Below are 16,152 nucleotides of genomic sequence, written 5' to 3'. Positions count from 1 at the left end.
GCACCATCCTCAAATGTGGCCAAGGAGGAGGGCTGCGATGGGAAACGCTCATCTGGAGAAGTGGCGGTCCCTGGTCGACGAGTTCAGGCAGAAAGCCGGCGAACTCGAGCGGGAGGAGCGCGACACCTGTCTCGCCTGCACCGCGGCCGACCGGGCCAAGGTTGCCGAGGCGCAGCAATTCATGGAGGGCAGCGGCATCGGCGAGGCGCTGTGCGTGCTGGTCTGGGACGTCCGCCGCTTCGCCGCCTGGTCGTGCCACGCCAAGCCGGTCCCGCCGGACTTCACCAGACTCGACATGGTCGTCGACCATATGAAGGACTTCGCCGTCGACTTCGCCTATCGGGGGCGACGCTACGGCATCACCTTCAAGGAGCGGTCGCTCCATCGGGACCCGCGCGGCGACAGCCATGGCGAGGCCCATCTGTCGTCGGCTGGCGAGCCGGTGTTCGGCGTGTCGATGGTGAACCGGGCGGGCGCCGCTTATGACGACTGGCGCCCGACGACGGTCGAGGCCTTCCGCCCGGGCGGCTGGATCGCCGATTTGCTCGAGATGCACCGGGAGCACAGGCGCGCCAAGGCGGCATCCGAGGCCAGGGCGCGGGACCAGGTCACCAGCCGGCGGGCCGCGATGATCTCGCTGGAGTGAGGCGGCCGCCTCTCCTCAGCGCTGCCGGAGCACTGCGGCGAGATCGACCGGCCTGGCTTCGGCCGGGGCCAGGTCGAGGTCCTGCTCGATATGGGTCAGATGGGCCAGCATGGCGGCGCCGGCGCGGTCCGCGTCGTGCCGCGCCAGGGCCTGCAGGATCGCTTCATGCTCAGTGTTGCCGCAGGCCGAGGCGCCGCTGCGGCCGTACAGGGCGATGACCAGCGAGGCGCGCGACACCAGCTCGCGCAGGAAGCGCTCCATCACCCGCTGCCGGGCGATCTCGGCGATGCCGAGATGGAACAGGCCGGACAGCTGGATGGCGCGCGGCCGGTCGCCCCGGCGCAGCGCCTCCGCCTCCTCGGCCAGGTGCCGCTCCAGCCGCCCGATGTCGGCCGGCACGGTGCGCTCGGCGGCGCGGCGGGCGATCGCGGCCTCCAGCGTGCGGCGCGCCTCGAACACCTCGCGCGCCTCCTCGACCGTGGGCGCCGCGACGAAGGCGCCGCGGTTCTTCTCGATCACCACCATGTGCTGATGCGCCAGCGCCTGCAGGGCGGAGCGGACGATGGTCCGGCTGACGCCGAAGGCGGTGCCGATCTCGTCCTCCGACAGCTTGGTGCGCGGCGGCAGCCGGTGCTCGACGATCGCGTCCAGGATCGCGCGGTAGATCGCCGCCGCCCGCGCGCCGCGGTCGGGGATGTCGCGGGTTCCGGCCAGGGTGCCGACGGTCTCGATCGTGTCCATTCCTGCGCTCCGGCGACGTCCCGCGGCGAAGCGGCCGCGATTCGTCCTGGGCCACCATCCCATGCACGCGGAAGCCGCTCAAGATTGTATTCTTGTTGATCCAGGATTGTGCACAATCTTCGGTCCTTCCGTATGCACATGCCCAAAGCATAGGCGGCCGCCGGGGTGCGACGCGCCTTTCGGGCGGCGGAATCGCCCCATCGGCCGCTTGGCACGGCGCTTGCTCCTTCGACGCCCGAAAGGGAGAGCGGGATGCGCGGCGCAGATCTCGAGCTGGTGAAGGTGACCAAGCGCTACGGCGGCACCATCGCCGTGGACGGCATCGACCTGAGGATCCCGGCCGGCACCTATTGCTGCCTGCTGGGCCCGTCCGGCTGCGGCAAGACCTCGACCCTGCGCATGGTCGCGGGACACGAGGCGGTGTCGGACGGCGACATCATCCTCGGCCCCACCAACGTCACCGACCGGCCGCCGGCCCGGCGCGGCACGGCGATGATGTTCCAGTCCTACGCCCTGTTCCCGCATCTCTCGGTTACCGACAACGTCGCCTTCAGCCTGAAGATGCGCGGCGTGGCGAAGGCCGAGCGCCGGGCCAAGGCGGCGGAGCTCTTGGCCCTGGTGGCGATGGAGGCCTATGGCGAGCGGCTGCCGGCGCAGCTGTCGGGCGGGCAGCAGCAGCGCGTGGCCCTGGCCCGGGCCTTGATCACCCAGCCGCAGATCCTGCTGCTGGACGAGCCGCTGTCGGCCCTCGACCCCTTCCTCCGCATCAAGATGCGGGCCGAGCTGAAGCGGCTGCAGGCCGAGCTCGGCATCAGCTTCATCCATGTCACCCACAGCCAGGAGGAGGCGATGGCGCTGGCCGACCTCGCCGTGGTGATGAAGGGCGGCCGGATCGAGCAGGCGGGTCCGCCGCGGGACCTGTTCGCCCGGCCGGCCACCGAATTCGTCGCCCGCTTCATCGGCGGCCACAACGTCGTGACCCTCGGCGGCCGCCTGGCGACGCTGCGCGCCGACCGGCTGAAGCTCGCCCGGATCAACGGCGCCGGCGTGCCGCCGGGCCAGGTCGAGGCGGTGGTGCAGGGGGTCGAGTACCAGGGCGCCACCGTCCATGTCGCCTTCGCCTGCGAGCTGGCGCCGGACATGCTGGCCTGGCTGCCCGAGGCCGCCTTCTTCGCCGACCCGGTGGCGCCGGGCGACCGCGTCGCCGTCGCCTGGGCCGACCAGGACATCCACCCCCTTCTCCCTGATGCCGCGGGGCGCGGCGACCATCGCCCCCAACCCTAAGGAGGCTCCACCATGGCGGATACCAAGGACACCAAGCGCGGCCTCTCCCGCCGCACCCTGCTGAAGACCACGGCGGCGACGGCCGGCGCGCTGGTCGGCAGCCGCGCCATCACCGGCTTCCCGGCGATCATCGCGGCCGAGCCGGTGACGCTGCGCTATCTCGGCACCGCGGTGAACCAGAGCGCCGACATCGCCAGGAAGGCGAAGGAGGATCTCGGCATCATCATCGAATACGTGCCGGTGACCACCGACGAGGTGACCAAGCGCATCGTCACCCAGCCGAACTCGTTCGATCTCGTGGACAGCGAGTACTTCTCGCTGAAGAAGCTGCTGCCCTCCGGCAACCTGCAGGGCATGGATGCCAGGCGGATCAAGTATGTCGACCAGATCTCGACCGTCTTCACCAAGGGCGAGCTGAACGGCCGGAAGATCGGCGATCAGGGCACCGCGCCGAAGAAGGTGTTCTACCTGACCGAGAAGACCTCGAAGACCTTCGCCACCGAGGCGACCGAGTGGATCACCCTGATCCCGACCACCTACAACGCCGACACGCTCGGCATCCGGCCCGACCTGATCGGCCGGCCGATCGAGAGCTGGAAGGAGCTGTTGAACCCCGAGTTCAAGGGCAAGGCCTCGATCCTGAACATCCCGTCGATCGGCATCATGGACGCGGCGATGGTGGTGGAGTCGGCCGGCCTCCACACCTATGCCGACAAGGGCAACATGACGAAGGAGGAGATCGACCTGACCATGAAGCTGCTGACCGAGGCCAAGCAGGCCGGCCAGTTCCGCGCCTTCTGGCAGGATTTCAACGAGAGCGTGAACCTGATGGCCTCGGGCGAGACGGTGATCCAGTCGATGTGGTCGCCGGCCGTGACCAAGGTCCGCTCGATGGGCATCGCCTGCACCTTCCAGCCGCTGAAGGAAGGCTACCGCGCCTGGGCCTCCGGCTTCGGCCTGCCGAAGACGCTGAAGGACCGGAAGCTCGACGCCGCCTACGAGTTCGTCAACTGGTTCCTGTCCGGCTGGGCCGGCGCCTATCTCAACCGCCAGGGCTACTACTCGGCGGTGCTGGAGACGGCCAAGGCCAATATGGAGCCCTATGAATGGGCCTATTGGATGGAGGGCAAGCCGGCGGCCCAGGACATCAGGGCGCCGGACGGCACGGTGATGGAGAAGGCCGGCGCGGTGCGCGACGGCGGCTCCTACGACCAGCGCATGGGCGGCGTCGCCTGCTGGAACGCGGTGATGGACGAGAACGACTACATGGTCCGCAAATGGAACGCCTTCATCGCCGCCTAGCATGATCGCCTGCGCAGGTCGGGTTCGGAACCCGACCTGCGCCGCTGAAAGATCTCGACCATGACCGCCATCCCCGCGGAAGACGCATCCGTCCGCCCCGTCGCGGCGCCCCGGGCCGAGGCGAGCGGCCGCTTCACGGCGTTCCTGCAGGCGGCGCCGATGATGCTTGTGTTCCTGCTGTTCTTCGTGCTGCCGCTGGCGGTGACGATGGTGGTCAGCTTCTGGGACTACACCGAATACTCGATCGTGCCGGACTTCACGCTGCGCAACTATGTCGAGGCCTTCGACGGCTGCCTGACCTCGCTGCCGGAGCTGTGCACCACCTTCAAGACCTATCTCTCGACGCTGAAGATCGGGGCGATGGTGTGGGCCATCACCCTCGGCCTCGGCTTCACCATCGCCTATTTCCTGGTGTTCCATGTCCGGACCACGGCGATGCAGATCGTGCTGTGCCTGCTCTGCACCATCCCGTTCTGGACCTCGAACGTGATCCGGATGATCTCCTGGATCCCGCTGCTCGGCCGCAACGGGCTGGTCAACCAGGGGCTGCTCGGCCTCGGCGTGATCGACCGGCCGATCGACGGGCTGCTCTATTCCGAATTCTCGGTGGTGCTGGCCTTCGTCCACCTGTTCACCGTGTTCATGATCGTGCCGATCCTGAACTCGATGCTGCGCATCGACCGGTCGCTGATCGAGGCCGCGACCGACGCCGGCGCCAGCGGCTGGCAGATCCTGTGGAACGTGATCGTGCCGCTGTGCAAGCCGGGCATCGTCATCGGCTCGATCTTCGTCGTCACCATCGTGATGGGCGACTTCGTCACCATCGGCGTGATGGGCGGGCAGCAGATCGCCTCGGTCGGCAAGGTGATCCAGGTCCAGCTCAGCTACCTGCAGTTCCCGGCCGCCGCGGCCAACGCCGTGATCCTGCTGGCCGTCGTCATCATGATCATCGTCGCCCTGACCCGGCTGGTCGACATCCGGAAGGAGCTGTGATGCGCGAGGGCCGTCCTCTCTCTTTCTACGTCCTCGCCGCCGTGTTCGCCCTGTTCGTGCTGTTCCTGTACGGCCCGACGCTGACCATCTTCGTGCTGTCCTTCCAGGGGCCGCAGGGCGGGCTGACCTTCCCGATGAACGGCGTCTCGACCTTCTGGTTCGAGAAGCTGTGGGCCGGGGTGGGCGTGGTCGACATCGGCGCCGCCTTCTGGCGCTCGCTCAAGCTCGGCCTCGTGGTCATGGTGCTGACCATGGCCTTCTCGGTGATGGCCGGCCTGGCCTTCCGCCGCCGCTTCCCGGGCCAGTCGGCGCTGTTCTACACCGCCATCGCCAGCCTGATCATGCCGTCGATCGTGGTCTCGCTCGGCATCGCGCTGGAATTCCGCCTGCTCGACGAGGCGATCAAGAGCCTGGGCGAAAGCTGGGACATCGCCTGGATCAACGACGAGTTCACCACCACCATGGGCCTGTTCCGCTCCGGCCTCGGCGCGCATCTGACCTGGACGATGCCCTTCGGCCTGCTGATCATGTTCGCGGTGTTCAACCGCTTCGACCGCCGCTACGAGGAGGCCGCGCGAGATCTCGGCGCGTCGTCCTGGCAGAGCTTCCGCCATGTCGTGCTGCCGATCATCGGCGCCAGCGTGGTCGGCGTCGGGCTGTTCGGCTTCACCCTGTCCTGGGATGAGATCGCCCGGTCGTCGCAGGCGATCGGCGAGCAGAACACTTTGCCGCTGGAGCTGCAGGGCCTGACCACCACGGTGACGACGCCGGAGATCTATGCCCTCGGCACGGTGACCACGGCGGTGTCGCTGGCGGTGGTGCTGACCGCGCTCGGCCTGATGGCGCTCTTGCGCCGCCGCCGCACCCGCCACGGTACCGACGCCGGGAAGGGGCTGGTGTGATCGTGGAGATCCTCGTCGTCAACCCGAACACCACGGCCGGCATGACCGCCAGGATCGGCGCCGCCGCCGCGGCTGCTGCGGCGCCGGGCACCCGGATCACCGCGGTGAATCCGGAGATCGGGCCGGCCTCGATCGAGGGCTGGGTCGACGGCGCCCTGGCCGTGCCCGGCCTGCTGCAGGAGATCGCCCGCGGCGAGGCGCGCGGCGTCGCCGGGCACGTCATCGCCTGCTTCGACGACACCGGGCTGGACGCCGCCCGCAGCCTCGCGACGGCGCCGGTGGTCGGCATCGGCGAGGCCGGCTTCCACGTCGCCGCGCTGCTGGCCGGCCGCTTCTCGGTGGTGACCACGCTGGCGTGCTCGATCCCGGTGATCGAGGCGAACCTCCAGCGTTATGGCATGGCCGCCCGCTGCGCCCGGGTGCGGGCGGCGGAGATCCCGGTCCTCGACCTGGAGCGTCCGGACTCGGATGCCGAGGCGCGGATCTCGGCCGAGATCGCGGCGGCGCTGGAGAGCGACCGGGCCGAGGCGATCGTGCTGGGTTGCGCCGGCATGGCCGACCTGGCCGCACGGCTCTCGGCCCGCCACTGCGTGCCGGTGGTCGACGGCGTCGCCGCCGCGGTCACGCTGGTCGAAGCCCTGGCCCGGCTCGGCCTGCGCACCGCCAAGACCGGCGGCTACGCCCCGCCGCGGCCGAAGCCTTATGCGGGCGGCTTCGCGCCCGTCACGTCGGGAAGCACCTCGATGACATAGCGGCTCAGCTTGTGCCGCTTTGGCAGGTGATACCAGCGGCCCGAAATATTAATCCGTCATGGCGAGCCCCGAAGGGGCGTGGCCATCCAGCGGCACCGGACCCTGGATGGCCACGTCGCTACGCTCCTCGCCATGACGGGGAAGGGATCGAAGATCTCAAGGTCACTGATATAAGGTTTACCTCGCATGCTTTGCCCGCATCCGGGTTAGAAAGGCCTCACTGTCGAAGGGCTGCGGTTCGCCCAACTCCTCGCCCGCGACCAGCGCATCCTGCAACGCCTTCACTCTCGCTTCATGCTCTTCCAGCAGGCGCAGCCCGGCGCGAACAACGTCGCTGGCCGAGTCATACCGACCGCCCTGCACCTGCGCGTCGATGAAGTCGGCGAAGTGATCGTCGAGCGAAATCGATGTGTTGCGCGACACCTAGAAACTCCCCGGAAGCGGGCGACCAGCGTAACCATAAAGCAGTTTCTGAGCCGAAATCAGCGCCGCGTGATCCGCAGATGGGCGAACTGCGCCTCGTAGCCCGCGTCCTTCGGGCTGCAGGCGTAGAGGCCGGCGAGGACCGGGCCCGCGCCGTCATCGGCGTGCAGCCGGGCGATGCGCAGCTGCACCCAGCGGTCCTCGCCCTCCGGCGCGGCCTCGATGATGTAATCGGCGCCGGTGCGGCGGATGCGGAAGCCGATCGAGCCGCCCGGCCGGGTCGGCACGTCCTGGGTCGACCAGTCGGACCAGCCGGCATTGGTGACCACGGCGCCGAGGCGGCTGTGCGTCGCCGTCTCGAACTCGACCGAGGTCTTGATCCAGCTCTCCGGCGACAGGCGCACGATCAGCCCGGCCTGGTCGTACTGGTGCACGGGATTGCCGCGCACCGACGTCTCCATCACGAAGTCGCCGGCGACCGGCAGCGCCAGCACATGGCCGTTGTCGATCCGGAAGCCGTAATGCGTGCCCTGCCAGAAATCGGTCTCCGCCGCGGTGCGCAGTCGCAGCCCCTCCGGCCCGATCGACCAGTCGGGCGGCGGGTTGGTCCAGGCCAGGCGCGGGTCGAGGGCAGGGGACAGGAAGGTCTCGTCCAGAATGTCCACAGCGTCTCTCCGCTTGCCCATTTGCCGTCATCAGACGCGAGCCCGGCCGGCCGGGCAAGGGACATCGCGCCAGGACAATAATCTCGATCGATGCGTATCGCGCATCAATCGATGCCGTATCGGACCTGGAGTCGGATCGGTGTCCTCCGTACCGTCCGCATAAGCGCGCTGCAAGACGAGCGACCGAGACGAACCATCAGGGGGAGGACCAACCATGATCACCAGACGCAGCGCGCTGGCGCTCGCCGTCGGTTTTGCGATGCTCGGGGCTGCCGGCTCGGTGTCCGCGCAGGATTTCGAACGCACCGTCCGCATCATCGTTCCCTACGCGCCGGGCGGCACCTCCGACACGTTGGCGCGGATCATCGCGCCGCAGCTCTCCGAGGCCATCGGCCAGACCGTGGTGGTCGAGAACAAGCCGGGCGCCGCCGGCAATATCGGCGCCGACGCCGTGGCCAAGGCCGACCCGGACGCGCACACGCTGCTGCTCACCGATGTCGGCTCGATCGCCACCGCGCCGGGGCTGTTCAGCGAGCTGTCCTACGATCCGCTGAAGGACCTTGCGCCGGTCGGCATGGTCATGTTCGTGCCCTATGTGCTGGCGGTGAACAAGGAGCTGCCGGTGACCAATGCGGCCGAGCTGGTCGACTACGCCAAGGCCAATCCGGGCAAGCTGGCGGTGGCCAATTCCGGCATCGGCGGCGTCAACCACATCACCGCCGTCGCCATGGCCAAGGATCTCGGCATCCAGTGGAAGACGGTGCCCTATCGCGGCGGCTCCGCGGCCACCCAGGCCGTGGTGTCGGGCGAGAGCAAGGTCATCATCAACGGCGCCACCGCGACCCTGCCCTTCGTCGCCAACGGCCAGCTCCGCGGCATTGCGGTGACCGGCCAGGACCGGATCGCCAGCGCGCCGGACATCCCGACCTTCACCGAGGCCAAGCTGCCCTCCGCCGATGTCGGGTCCTGGCAGGGCCTGCTGACCACCGCCGGCTCCCCGCCCGCTTTGGTCGACAAGCTGAACCAGGCGCTCGGCGACATCCTCAAAAAGCCGGAGGTGGCGGAGCGGATCGCCCAGCAGGGCGGCCGGGTGGTCGCCGGCCCGCCGGCGGATCTCGGCTCCTGGTTGGCCACCAACACCGAAGCCTGGGGCAAGGTCATTGCCGACGCCGGCATCAAGGGCGAGTGACGGGGTGACGCGCATCAACTGGCCGGACCTGCTGTTCGGCCTCTTCCTCTGCGTTGTGGCGGCCGTCGTCCTGGTCGCCACCCGCAAGCTCAGCTTCGGCAGCCCGGCGGAGATGGGGGCCGGCTTCATGCCGCGGGTGCTGTCGATCGGCGCCGCCGGCTTCGGCCTGGTCTTCGCCCTGCGCAGCCTGGCGATCGGCGGGGAAGGGGTCGAGGCGCCGAAGCTGCGGCCGATCCTCGGCATCCTCGCCGCCGTCGCCGTCTTCGCCCTGCTCGCCGCCAAGGCCGGGCTGGCGGTCGCCGCCGTCGCCACGGTCGTCGTCGCCGGCCTCGCCAGCCGGGAGACGCGGCTGCGCGAGACCGTCGTCTTCGCCGTCGGGCTCAGCGCCGCTGCGGTGATCCTGTTCGTGCTGCTGCTGGACCTGCCGGTGCCGGTCTGGCCGCGCTTCTAGGCCGTATGTCAGGGGCTCCATGGACCTGTTCGACAACCTGCTGCTCGGCCTGACCACGGCGCTGCAGTGGCAGAACCTGCTGTACTGCCTGTTCGGCGTGCTGATCGGCACGGCGATCGGCGTGCTGCCGGGCATCGGGCCGATCCCCACCGTGGCCCTGCTGCTGCCCTTCACCTTCGGGCTCGAGCCGGAATCGGCCTTCATCATGCTCGCCGGCATCTTCTACGGCGCACAATATGGCGGCTCGACCACCGCGATCCTGGTCAACGTGCCGGGAGAGACCTCATCGGTCGTCACCTGCCTCGACGGCCACCAGATGGCGCGCCAGGGCAAGGCCGGCCTCGCCCTGGCCATCGCCGCCATCTCCTCCTTCTTCGCCGGCACGGTGGCGACGGTGGTGATCGCGCTGCTGGCCCTGCCGCTCGCCGCCCTGGCGCTGCAGTTCACCGCGGTCGAGTATTTCAGCCTGCTGGTGCTCGGCCTGATCGCGGCGGTGATCCTGGCGCATGGCTCGGTGGCCAAGGCGCTGGCGATGGTGGTGGTCGGGCTCCTGCTCGGCATCGTCGGCATCGACGTCTCCTCCGGCGCCTCGCGCCTGACCTTCGGCATTCCGGAGCTGGGCGACGGGCTCGACTTCGTGCCGATCGCCATGGGCCTGTTCGGCCTCGGCGAGATCATGGCCAATCTCGACCGGCCGCAGCCGCGCCAGCTGGTCAGCCGCAAGGTGCGCGACCTGATGCCAAGCTGGGCCGATCTGCGCCAGGCCTTCCCGGCGATGGTCCGCGGCACCGCCATCGGCTCCTTCCTCGGCGTGCTGCCGGGCGGCGGGGCCGCGCTGCCGCCCTTCACTGCCTATGCCGTGGAGAAGAAGCTGGCCCGGGACCCGAGCCGCTTCGGCAAGGGCGCGATCGAGGGCGTGGCCGGGCCAGAGGCGGCGAACAATGCTGGGGCGCAGACCAGCTTCATCCCGCTGCTGACGCTGGGCATCCCGTCCAACGCCCTGATGGCGCTGATGATCGGGGCGCTGATGATGCACGGCATCCAGCCCGGCCCGCAGATCATGACCGAGCAGCCGCAGCTGGTGTGGGGCGTGGTCGCCAGCATGTGGGTCGGCAACCTGATGCTGCTGGTGATCAACCTGCCGCTGATCGGCATCTGGATCTCGATGCTGCGGATCCCCTACCGGCTGATGTTCCCGGCGATCGTGCTGTTCTGCTGCATCGGCACCTACGGCATCGCCAACAGCATGTTCAATGTCTGGCTGATGCTGGGCTTCGCTGTGGTCGGCTACTTCTTCGTCAAGGTGAAGGCCGAGCCGGCGCCGCTGCTGCTCGGGCTGGTGCTGGGGCCGCAGCTGGAGGAGAACTTCCGCCGCGCCATGCTGCTGTCCGACGGCGACTTCACCGTGTTCCTGACCCACCCGATCAGCGCGGTGCTGCTGGCGGTCGTGGCGATCCTGCTGCTGGCGATGCTGGTGCCGGCGATCACGCGCAAGCGGCAGCAGGCGCTGGCGGAGTAGGCTTCCCATCGGCGCGGCGGGGCGGCATCGTGGCCGTCCCGCCCTCCGCCGCAGGTCCCGCATGCGCCTCGCCGTCCTCGCCGACATCCACGGCAACCTTCCGGCCCTCGAGGCCGTGCTGGCCGATCTCGGCCGCCGCGGCGCCGACGCCGTCGTCCATCTCGGCGACTGCGTCTCCGGCCCGCTGTGGCCGCGCGAGACCCTGGACCTGCTGATGGCCAAGGACTGGCCGACCGTGCGCGGCAACCACGACCGCTGGGTCTGGGAAGACCGGGACGAGCCGCCGAGCACCTCCGACGGCTATGCCCGCCACGCGCTCGACGCCGCCGGCCGGGCCTGGCTGGGCGCCCTGCCGATGCAGCTGGACCTGCCGGGCGGCATCACCGCCTTCCACGCCCGGCCGGAGGACGACAACGCCTATCTGCTGGAGGATATCGAGGTCGGCCGGCTGGTGCGGGCCCCGGCCGACGCCATCGCCGCGCGGCTCGATGGCATCGCGGCCCCGATCGTGCTGTGCGGCCACAGCCACCTGCCGTGGCTGCTGCGCCTGCCGGACGGGCGCTGGGTTCTCAACCCCGGCAGCATCGGCGCGCCGGCCTATGACGACCCGACGCCGCCGGCCCATGTCTCCGAATCGGGTTCGCCCGCCGCCCGCTACGCGATGCTGGAGCTGGACGGTGGCCGGGTGGCGGCGGAGCTGATCGCCATCCCCTACGACCACGACCGCGCGGTCCGAAGGGCGGCGGAGAACGGCCGTCCCGACTGGGCGCATCAGCTGGCGACCGGCTTCTCCCGCCCGCCCGGCTCGTGACCTCGCGACCGCGTTGTTGCGTTGCCTCTCCCGCCTGGCGGGAGAGGTCGGGCTCGCGCAGCGAGACCGGGTGAGGGCGGGCCCCGGCCTCGACAAAGGGCCCTCACCCGGAGCCGCTTCGCGTCTCCGACCTCTCCCGTAAACGGGAGAGGCAATGCGTTTTGCCGGACTGCACTGTCCCCTGACGCGATCGATCGTGCTATCCCGGCACCGATGCTGTCCTGATCAGGTTGCGGAGCCGAGTGCCCATGTCGCGTGCAAATGTCGTGTCGTTCCGCCGGGCGGCGCCGTGGTGGACCGCATCCGCGGCCGGCCGGCTGGAGATCGATGGCGGCGTGCCCCTCAAGGGCGAGATCGCCGTCGCCGGCGCCAAGAACGCGGCGCTGCCGCTGATGGTCTGCGCCGCGCTGACCGACGAGCGGCTGACGCTGCGCAACCTGCCGCGCATCCTCGACGTCGCCATCCTGGCCGGGATCCTGGCCGAGCTCGGCGTCGACGTGTCCTGGGACGAGGCCGGCCCGGCCCTGTCCGGCACCCTGGGCGGCGCCGGCTTCGGCACCGGCCGGGTCGACTCGGCTCTGGTCGCCCGCATGCGCGCCTCCTTCCTGATCGCCGGCGCGGCGCTGGCCCGGCTGGGCCGGATCGCCCTGCCGCTACCGGGCGGCGACGCCATCGGCCTGCGGCCGGTCGACTTCCACCTCGCCGGCTTCCGCCAGATGGGTGCTGTCGCCGAGATCGAGGGCGGCGAGGTGGTGCTGAGCGCGCCCGGCGGCCTGCGCGGCGCCGCCATCGTGCTGCCGTTCCCCTCGGTCGGCGCCACCCAGAACCTGATGCTGGCGGCGACGCTGGCGAAGGGCGAGACCAGCATCACCAACGCCGCGCGGGAGCCCGAGGTCACCGACCTCGCCCGCTGCCTCGCGGCGATGGGCGCCCGCATCGACGGCATCGGCACCGACACGCTGCACATCACCGGCGTCGACCGGCTGCACGGCGCCACCTACGACGTGCTGCCGGACCGGATCGAGCTCGGCACGCTGATCTGCGCCGCCGCGGCCACCGGCGGCGAGCTGCGCCTGGCCGGCGCCTCCACCGAGCTGCTCAGCGCGGCGCTGCCGGTGTTCGAAGACGCCGGGATCGAGATCGAATCGGCCGATGGCGTGATCGCCGCCCGGCGCGGCGCCGGCGGGCTCGTGGGCGTCGACATCATGACCCAGCCCTATCCCGGCTTCGCCACCGACCTGCAGCCCCAGGCCATGGCGCTGCTGTCCTGCGCCGAGGGCGCGGCGATGGTCACCGAGACCCTGTTCGAGAATCGCTTCCGCCATGTGCCGGAGCTGCAGCGCATGGGCGCCAACATCCGGGTGGTGCGCAACCACGCCGTGATCCGCGGCGTGCCGGCGCTGCATGGGGCGGAGGTGACGGCGACCGACATCCGCGCCGGCGCCGGCCTGCTGATCGCGGCGCTGGGCGCCCAGGGCACCAGCACGCTGCACGGCGTCGAGCATGTCGACCGCGGCTACGACACCCTGGTCGAACGGCTGCGCCGCTGCGGCGCCCGGATCCGGCGGGTCGACGACTGATAGAAGGACGTGGGTTCGCTCCCGCGAACCCAACCTTGCTCCTGTCTTCAGGAACCGACCGGCTTCGCCCGTTCCGGCCGCGCGGCGTTGACCCGCCGCAGCACCAGGTCGCGCTCCTCGCGCACCTGGATCTCGCGGCCGCGGGCCAGCAGCACCGTGCGCGCCCTCGGATGGTGCCAGCTCTGCGGCGCCCGCACGCCCTCGACCCGCGCGGCGACGACATGCACCGGCGTGCCCGACGGCGTGGTCAGCCGGGCGACCACGACACCGTTGCCGAGCTTCTTCAGCACCGTCGTCAGGGAATCGACCAGATAGGCCTCCTGCTCCGTCGCGGCGGTGCCGAAGTCGATCTTGGTGCGGCCGGGGATCTCGCCCGACCGGTAGGATTCGCGGATGAAGACGATGTCGCCCTTCGGGATCGACACGGCGCCGCCCTGGTCGTCCGTCCCGGTCAACACGGCCTTGACCATGGGTCCCTCCCAGCTTGCGGTTGGTTCCAACCTGTTGCCGGCAGGATGGTATCAACCCGCGGCGGGATGCAAGGCTTTGTGGCTTCAGGCAAAACCCCGCACCGGCAGGTCCGGCCCACGGCGCAGCCAGTTGCGCGGCGAATAGGCGGTGCGGCCGCAGGTCGCGTGCAGCGTGTAGGCGTGGCGCGACACCGGCGACCGGTTCGGCGCGCTGTAATGCGGCAGCCGGCCGTGGAAGCAGACCAGCGCGCCGGCCTTGACCTCGACCGGCACCGCGGTGGCGTCGGTCGGCCAGGGCATGGCGTCCAGCTTCTCCATCCGCGTCGCGCCGTCCTCCAGCAGGAAGCGCTCGCGCAGCGGGCCGTGATGCCCGCCGGGCTCGACCCACAGGCAGCCGTTGGAGCGGTCGGCATCCTCCAGCGCGAACCAGAAGGTGGTGACGCTGATCGGCGTGGTCTCGAAGAAGCTGGCGTCCTGGTGCCAGCGCACCTCGCCGCCGATGCCGGGCTGCTTGAAGATGTACATCGACTGCCAGATCTGCGGCTCGGCCAGGCCGAGATCGGCGGCCAGCGCCGCCAGATTCGGGTCGCGCGAGAAGCGGTCGAACACCGGGTCGAGGTCGTGCAGCGCGTGGCCGATCTTGTTGATCGACAGCGCCTTGGCCTGGCGCAGCCGGCCGTCCGCGTCGAATGCCTCCTCCTCGAAGAAGCAGCGCACCTTGTCGCCCGAGGTCAGGAAGTATTCGTCGGATTTCCGCTCCTGCTCCTTGGTGGTGAAGATCGACACCGTGTCGCCGGGGTCGAAGGCCTCGACGATCGCCTCGGCCCGGGCGCGGACGGCGCGGATCTCCTCGATCGGCTTGAAGCCTTCCAGCACCAGGTAGCCGTCGCGTCCGTACTGCGCCGTCTGCATCTCGCTCAGCATCGCCGTCCTCGCTCCGATTCCGTGCGCAGTCTAGCGCGATCGCCGTCGCTGGCACCGCTCTTGCTTGCAATCGAACTGAAACAATGCTCGGACGGTTCGGGGAACAGGCGGGGGATGGCGATGGCGACGACCGAAATCGGGATGGCGGCAGGGGGCACGGCGGCGGACCGGCCCGATGCGACGGCAAAGCGGGCGCTGGTGGCCTCGACGGTCGGCTACGCCATGGACGGGTTCGACTTGCTGATCCTCGGCTTCATGCTCTCGGCCGTCGCCGCCGGGCTGAGCCTGACCCCGGCCGAATCGGGGTCGCTGGTGACCGCGACGCTGATCGGCGCGGTGGCCGGCGGCATCCTGTTCGGCATGCTCAGCGACCGTCTCGGCCGGGTGCGGGTGCTGACCTGGACCATCCTGCTCTTCGCCGTCTTCACCGGCCTCTGCGCCCTGGCCCAGGGCTATTGGGACCTGCTGGCCTACCGCACCATCGCCGGGCTCGGCCTCGGCGGCGAGTTCGGCATCGGCATGGCGCTGGTGGCGGAGACCTGGCCGGCCCGCTACCGGGCGCGCGCCTCCTCCTATGTCGGGCTCGGCTGGCAGGCCGGCGTGCTGGCGGCGGCGCTGGCCACGCCGCTGCTGCTGCCGGTGATCGGCTGGCGCGGCATGTTCGCGATCGGCCTGCTGCCGGCCGTGGTGTCCTTCGTCGTCCGCCGCACCATCGGCGAGCCGGCGCTGTTCCTCGATCGCGCCGCCCGGCCACGCCAGGGCAATGCGCTGCGGCTGCTGGTCAAGGATGCCCGCACCACCCGGATCAGCTTCGCCGTCTTCATCCTCTGCTCGGTGCAGAACTTCGGCTATTACGGGCTGATGATCTGGCTGCCGACCTACCTGTCGACGGCCATGGGCTATTCCCTGACCAAATCGGCGCTGTGGACCGTGGTGACCATCCTCGGCATGTGCGTCGGCATCGGCGCCTTCGGCCATCTGGCCGACCGGATCGGCCGGCGCCCGACCTTCATCCTGTTCCAGGCCGGCGCCGCGATCATGGTCGTGGTCTACGCCCAGCTCGACTCGCCGACGGCGCTGCTGCTCGGCGGCGCGGCGATGGGGCTGTTCGTCAACGGCATGATCGGCGGCTACGGCGCGCTGATGTCGGAGCTGTACCCGACCGAGGCGCGGGCGACGGCGCAGAGCGTGCTGTTCAACCTCGGCCGCGGCGTCGGCGGCTTCGGCCCGCTGGTGGTCGGCGCCCTGGCCTCGCAATACTCCTTCAGCCTGGCGATCGGGCTGCTGGCGGTGATCTATGTGCTCGACATCGGCGCCACGCTGATGCTGCCGGAAACGCGGGGGATCGAGCTCGAGTAGGTTGGGTTCGCGGCACGCGAACCCAACAGGTTCCGGTCGTCGAGATGTTGGGTTAGCCGCGGCGTACCCAACCTACGGTGTGCCGAGGATGATAGACAGGTTGGTTGTGGAAGTACTCTGTCCATCCTGTTGGGGGTGTAG

General features: G+C 69.9%; 17 protein-coding genes. 12 read left to right on the top strand and 5 right to left on the bottom strand.

Going from position 1 to position 16,152, the window contains the following annotated elements:
- Positions 1-37 precede the first annotated feature (37 nt).
- Complete coding sequence (locus ACTOWL_RS23010) at positions 38-646, top strand: hypothetical protein (RefSeq protein WP_441323608.1); 609 nt, start codon at positions 38-40, stop codon at positions 644-646.
- 15 nt (positions 647-661) lie between these two features.
- Here the strand turns inward: ACTOWL_RS23010 and ACTOWL_RS23005 are convergent, their stop codons facing one another.
- A complete protein-coding gene (locus ACTOWL_RS23005) occupies positions 662-1,387 on the bottom strand; it encodes a GntR family transcriptional regulator (protein ID WP_441323607.1) in 726 nt (241 codons plus the stop codon).
- A 252-nt stretch (positions 1,388-1,639) separates the two neighbouring features.
- Here ACTOWL_RS23005 and ACTOWL_RS23000 point away from each other — a divergent pair, with 252 nt between their 5' ends.
- Genes ACTOWL_RS23000 through ACTOWL_RS22980 form a run of 5 tightly spaced genes read left to right on the top strand, consistent with a single transcriptional unit; the run spans position 1,640 to position 6,620 of the window.
- A complete protein-coding gene (locus tag ACTOWL_RS23000) occupies positions 1,640-2,671 on the top strand; it encodes an ABC transporter ATP-binding protein (RefSeq protein ID WP_441323606.1) in 1,032 nt (343 codons plus the stop codon).
- Between the two features lie 12 nt (positions 2,672-2,683).
- On the top strand, positions 2,684-3,973 hold the full coding sequence (locus ACTOWL_RS22995; protein ID WP_441323605.1) for an ABC transporter substrate-binding protein: 1,290 nt from the start codon (positions 2,684-2,686) through the stop codon (positions 3,971-3,973).
- A gap of 60 nt (positions 3,974-4,033) precedes the next feature.
- Positions 4,034-4,966 carry an ABC transporter permease gene (locus ACTOWL_RS22990; RefSeq protein WP_441323604.1) on the top strand — a complete coding sequence of 311 codons (933 nt, stop codon included), beginning with the start codon at positions 4,034-4,036 and terminating at the stop codon, positions 4,964-4,966.
- Positions 4,966-5,868 carry an ABC transporter permease gene (locus ACTOWL_RS22985; RefSeq protein WP_441323603.1) on the top strand — a complete coding sequence of 301 codons (903 nt, stop codon included), beginning with the start codon at positions 4,966-4,968 and terminating at the stop codon, positions 5,866-5,868. Before ACTOWL_RS22990 ends, ACTOWL_RS22985 begins: the two co-directional genes overlap by 1 nt.
- On the top strand, positions 5,865-6,620 hold the full coding sequence (locus ACTOWL_RS22980; protein WP_441323602.1) for an aspartate/glutamate racemase family protein: 756 nt from the start codon (positions 5,865-5,867) through the stop codon (positions 6,618-6,620). The genes ACTOWL_RS22985 and ACTOWL_RS22980 overlap by 4 nt, the downstream gene beginning before the upstream one ends.
- Positions 6,621-6,797: 177 nt before the next feature.
- Here ACTOWL_RS22980 and ACTOWL_RS22975 read toward each other — a convergent pair whose 3' ends face one another.
- Entirely contained in the window at positions 6,798-7,043 is a 246-nt protein-coding gene (locus ACTOWL_RS22975; RefSeq protein ID WP_441323601.1) for a type II toxin-antitoxin system ParD family antitoxin, read from the bottom strand.
- A gap of 59 nt (positions 7,044-7,102) precedes the next feature.
- Complete coding sequence (locus ACTOWL_RS22970) at positions 7,103-7,708, bottom strand: DUF1349 domain-containing protein (protein WP_441323600.1); 606 nt, start codon at positions 7,706-7,708, stop codon at positions 7,103-7,105.
- Positions 7,709-7,922: 214 nt separating this feature from the next.
- Here ACTOWL_RS22970 and ACTOWL_RS22965 point away from each other — a divergent pair, with 214 nt between their 5' ends.
- The 5 genes from ACTOWL_RS22965 (at position 7,923) to murA (ending at position 13,258) form a co-directional block, all read left to right on the top strand.
- Complete coding sequence (locus ACTOWL_RS22965; RefSeq protein WP_441323599.1) at positions 7,923-8,897, top strand: Bug family tripartite tricarboxylate transporter substrate binding protein; 975 nt, start codon at positions 7,923-7,925, stop codon at positions 8,895-8,897.
- A gap of 4 nt (positions 8,898-8,901) precedes the next feature.
- Positions 8,902-9,348, top strand: a complete 447-nt coding sequence (locus ACTOWL_RS22960; protein ID WP_441323598.1) for a tripartite tricarboxylate transporter TctB family protein — start codon at positions 8,902-8,904, stop codon at positions 9,346-9,348.
- 19 nt (positions 9,349-9,367) lie between these two features.
- Positions 9,368-10,867, top strand: coding sequence for a tripartite tricarboxylate transporter permease (locus ACTOWL_RS22955; protein ID WP_441323597.1), 1,500 nt, complete (start codon positions 9,368-9,370; stop codon positions 10,865-10,867).
- Between the two features lie 61 nt (positions 10,868-10,928).
- Complete coding sequence (locus ACTOWL_RS22950; RefSeq protein WP_441323596.1) at positions 10,929-11,678, top strand: metallophosphoesterase family protein; 750 nt, start codon at positions 10,929-10,931, stop codon at positions 11,676-11,678.
- A gap of 248 nt (positions 11,679-11,926) precedes the next feature.
- Entirely contained in the window at positions 11,927-13,258 is a 1,332-nt protein-coding gene (murA, locus tag ACTOWL_RS22945) for a UDP-N-acetylglucosamine 1-carboxyvinyltransferase (RefSeq protein ID WP_441323595.1), read from the top strand.
- Between the two features lie 47 nt (positions 13,259-13,305).
- On the opposite strand, the gene ACTOWL_RS22940 is transcribed toward murA, so the two are convergent.
- A complete protein-coding gene (locus ACTOWL_RS22940) occupies positions 13,306-13,728 on the bottom strand; it encodes a hypothetical protein (RefSeq protein WP_441323594.1) in 423 nt (140 codons plus the stop codon).
- An 84-nt stretch (positions 13,729-13,812) separates the two neighbouring features.
- The gene (locus tag ACTOWL_RS22935) at positions 13,813-14,652 is read right to left on the bottom strand and encodes a phytanoyl-CoA dioxygenase family protein (RefSeq protein WP_441323593.1); all 840 of its coding nucleotides are present in this window, start codon (positions 14,650-14,652) and stop codon (positions 13,813-13,815) included.
- Positions 14,653-14,772: 120 nt separating this feature from the next.
- Between ACTOWL_RS22935 and ACTOWL_RS22930 the strand changes: the two genes are divergently transcribed.
- A complete protein-coding gene (locus ACTOWL_RS22930; protein WP_441323592.1) occupies positions 14,773-16,011 on the top strand; it encodes an MFS transporter in 1,239 nt (412 codons plus the stop codon).
- The last annotated feature ends 141 nt before the right edge of the window (positions 16,012-16,152 follow it).

It is taken from the genome of Inquilinus sp. CA228, assembly GCF_052078665.1.
Taxonomy (GTDB): domain Bacteria; phylum Pseudomonadota; class Alphaproteobacteria; order DSM-16000; family Inquilinaceae; genus Inquilinus.
This window is presented reverse-complemented; position numbering and strand designations above follow the sequence as displayed.

What these genes read in the sequence shown, in the direction of transcription:
- ACTOWL_RS23010 (WP_441323608.1), top strand. Translation starts at nt 38, where the DNA reads ATGGGAAACGCTCATCTGGAGAAGTGGCGGTCCCTGGTCGACGAGTTC.
- ACTOWL_RS23005 (WP_441323607.1), bottom strand. Translation starts at nt 1,387, where the DNA reads ATGGACACGATCGAGACCGTCGGCACCCTGGCCGGAACCCGCGACATC.
- ACTOWL_RS23000 (WP_441323606.1), top strand. Translation starts at nt 1,640, where the DNA reads ATGCGCGGCGCAGATCTCGAGCTGGTGAAGGTGACCAAGCGCTACGGC.
- ACTOWL_RS22995 (WP_441323605.1), top strand. Translation starts at nt 2,684, where the DNA reads ATGGCGGATACCAAGGACACCAAGCGCGGCCTCTCCCGCCGCACCCTG.
- ACTOWL_RS22990 (WP_441323604.1), top strand. Translation starts at nt 4,034, where the DNA reads ATGACCGCCATCCCCGCGGAAGACGCATCCGTCCGCCCCGTCGCGGCG.
- ACTOWL_RS22985 (WP_441323603.1), top strand. Translation starts at nt 4,966, where the DNA reads ATGCGCGAGGGCCGTCCTCTCTCTTTCTACGTCCTCGCCGCCGTGTTC.
- ACTOWL_RS22965 (WP_441323599.1), top strand. Translation starts at nt 7,923, where the DNA reads ATGATCACCAGACGCAGCGCGCTGGCGCTCGCCGTCGGTTTTGCGATG.
- ACTOWL_RS22955 (WP_441323597.1), top strand. Translation starts at nt 9,368, where the DNA reads ATGGACCTGTTCGACAACCTGCTGCTCGGCCTGACCACGGCGCTGCAG.
- ACTOWL_RS22950 (WP_441323596.1), top strand. Translation starts at nt 10,929, where the DNA reads ATGCGCCTCGCCGTCCTCGCCGACATCCACGGCAACCTTCCGGCCCTC.
- murA (WP_441323595.1), top strand. Translation starts at nt 11,927, where the DNA reads ATGTCGCGTGCAAATGTCGTGTCGTTCCGCCGGGCGGCGCCGTGGTGG.
- ACTOWL_RS22940 (WP_441323594.1), bottom strand. Translation starts at nt 13,728, where the DNA reads ATGGTCAAGGCCGTGTTGACCGGGACGGACGACCAGGGCGGCGCCGTG.
- ACTOWL_RS22935 (WP_441323593.1), bottom strand. Translation starts at nt 14,652, where the DNA reads ATGCTGAGCGAGATGCAGACGGCGCAGTACGGACGCGACGGCTACCTG.
- ACTOWL_RS22930 (WP_441323592.1), top strand. Translation starts at nt 14,773, where the DNA reads ATGGCGACGACCGAAATCGGGATGGCGGCAGGGGGCACGGCGGCGGAC.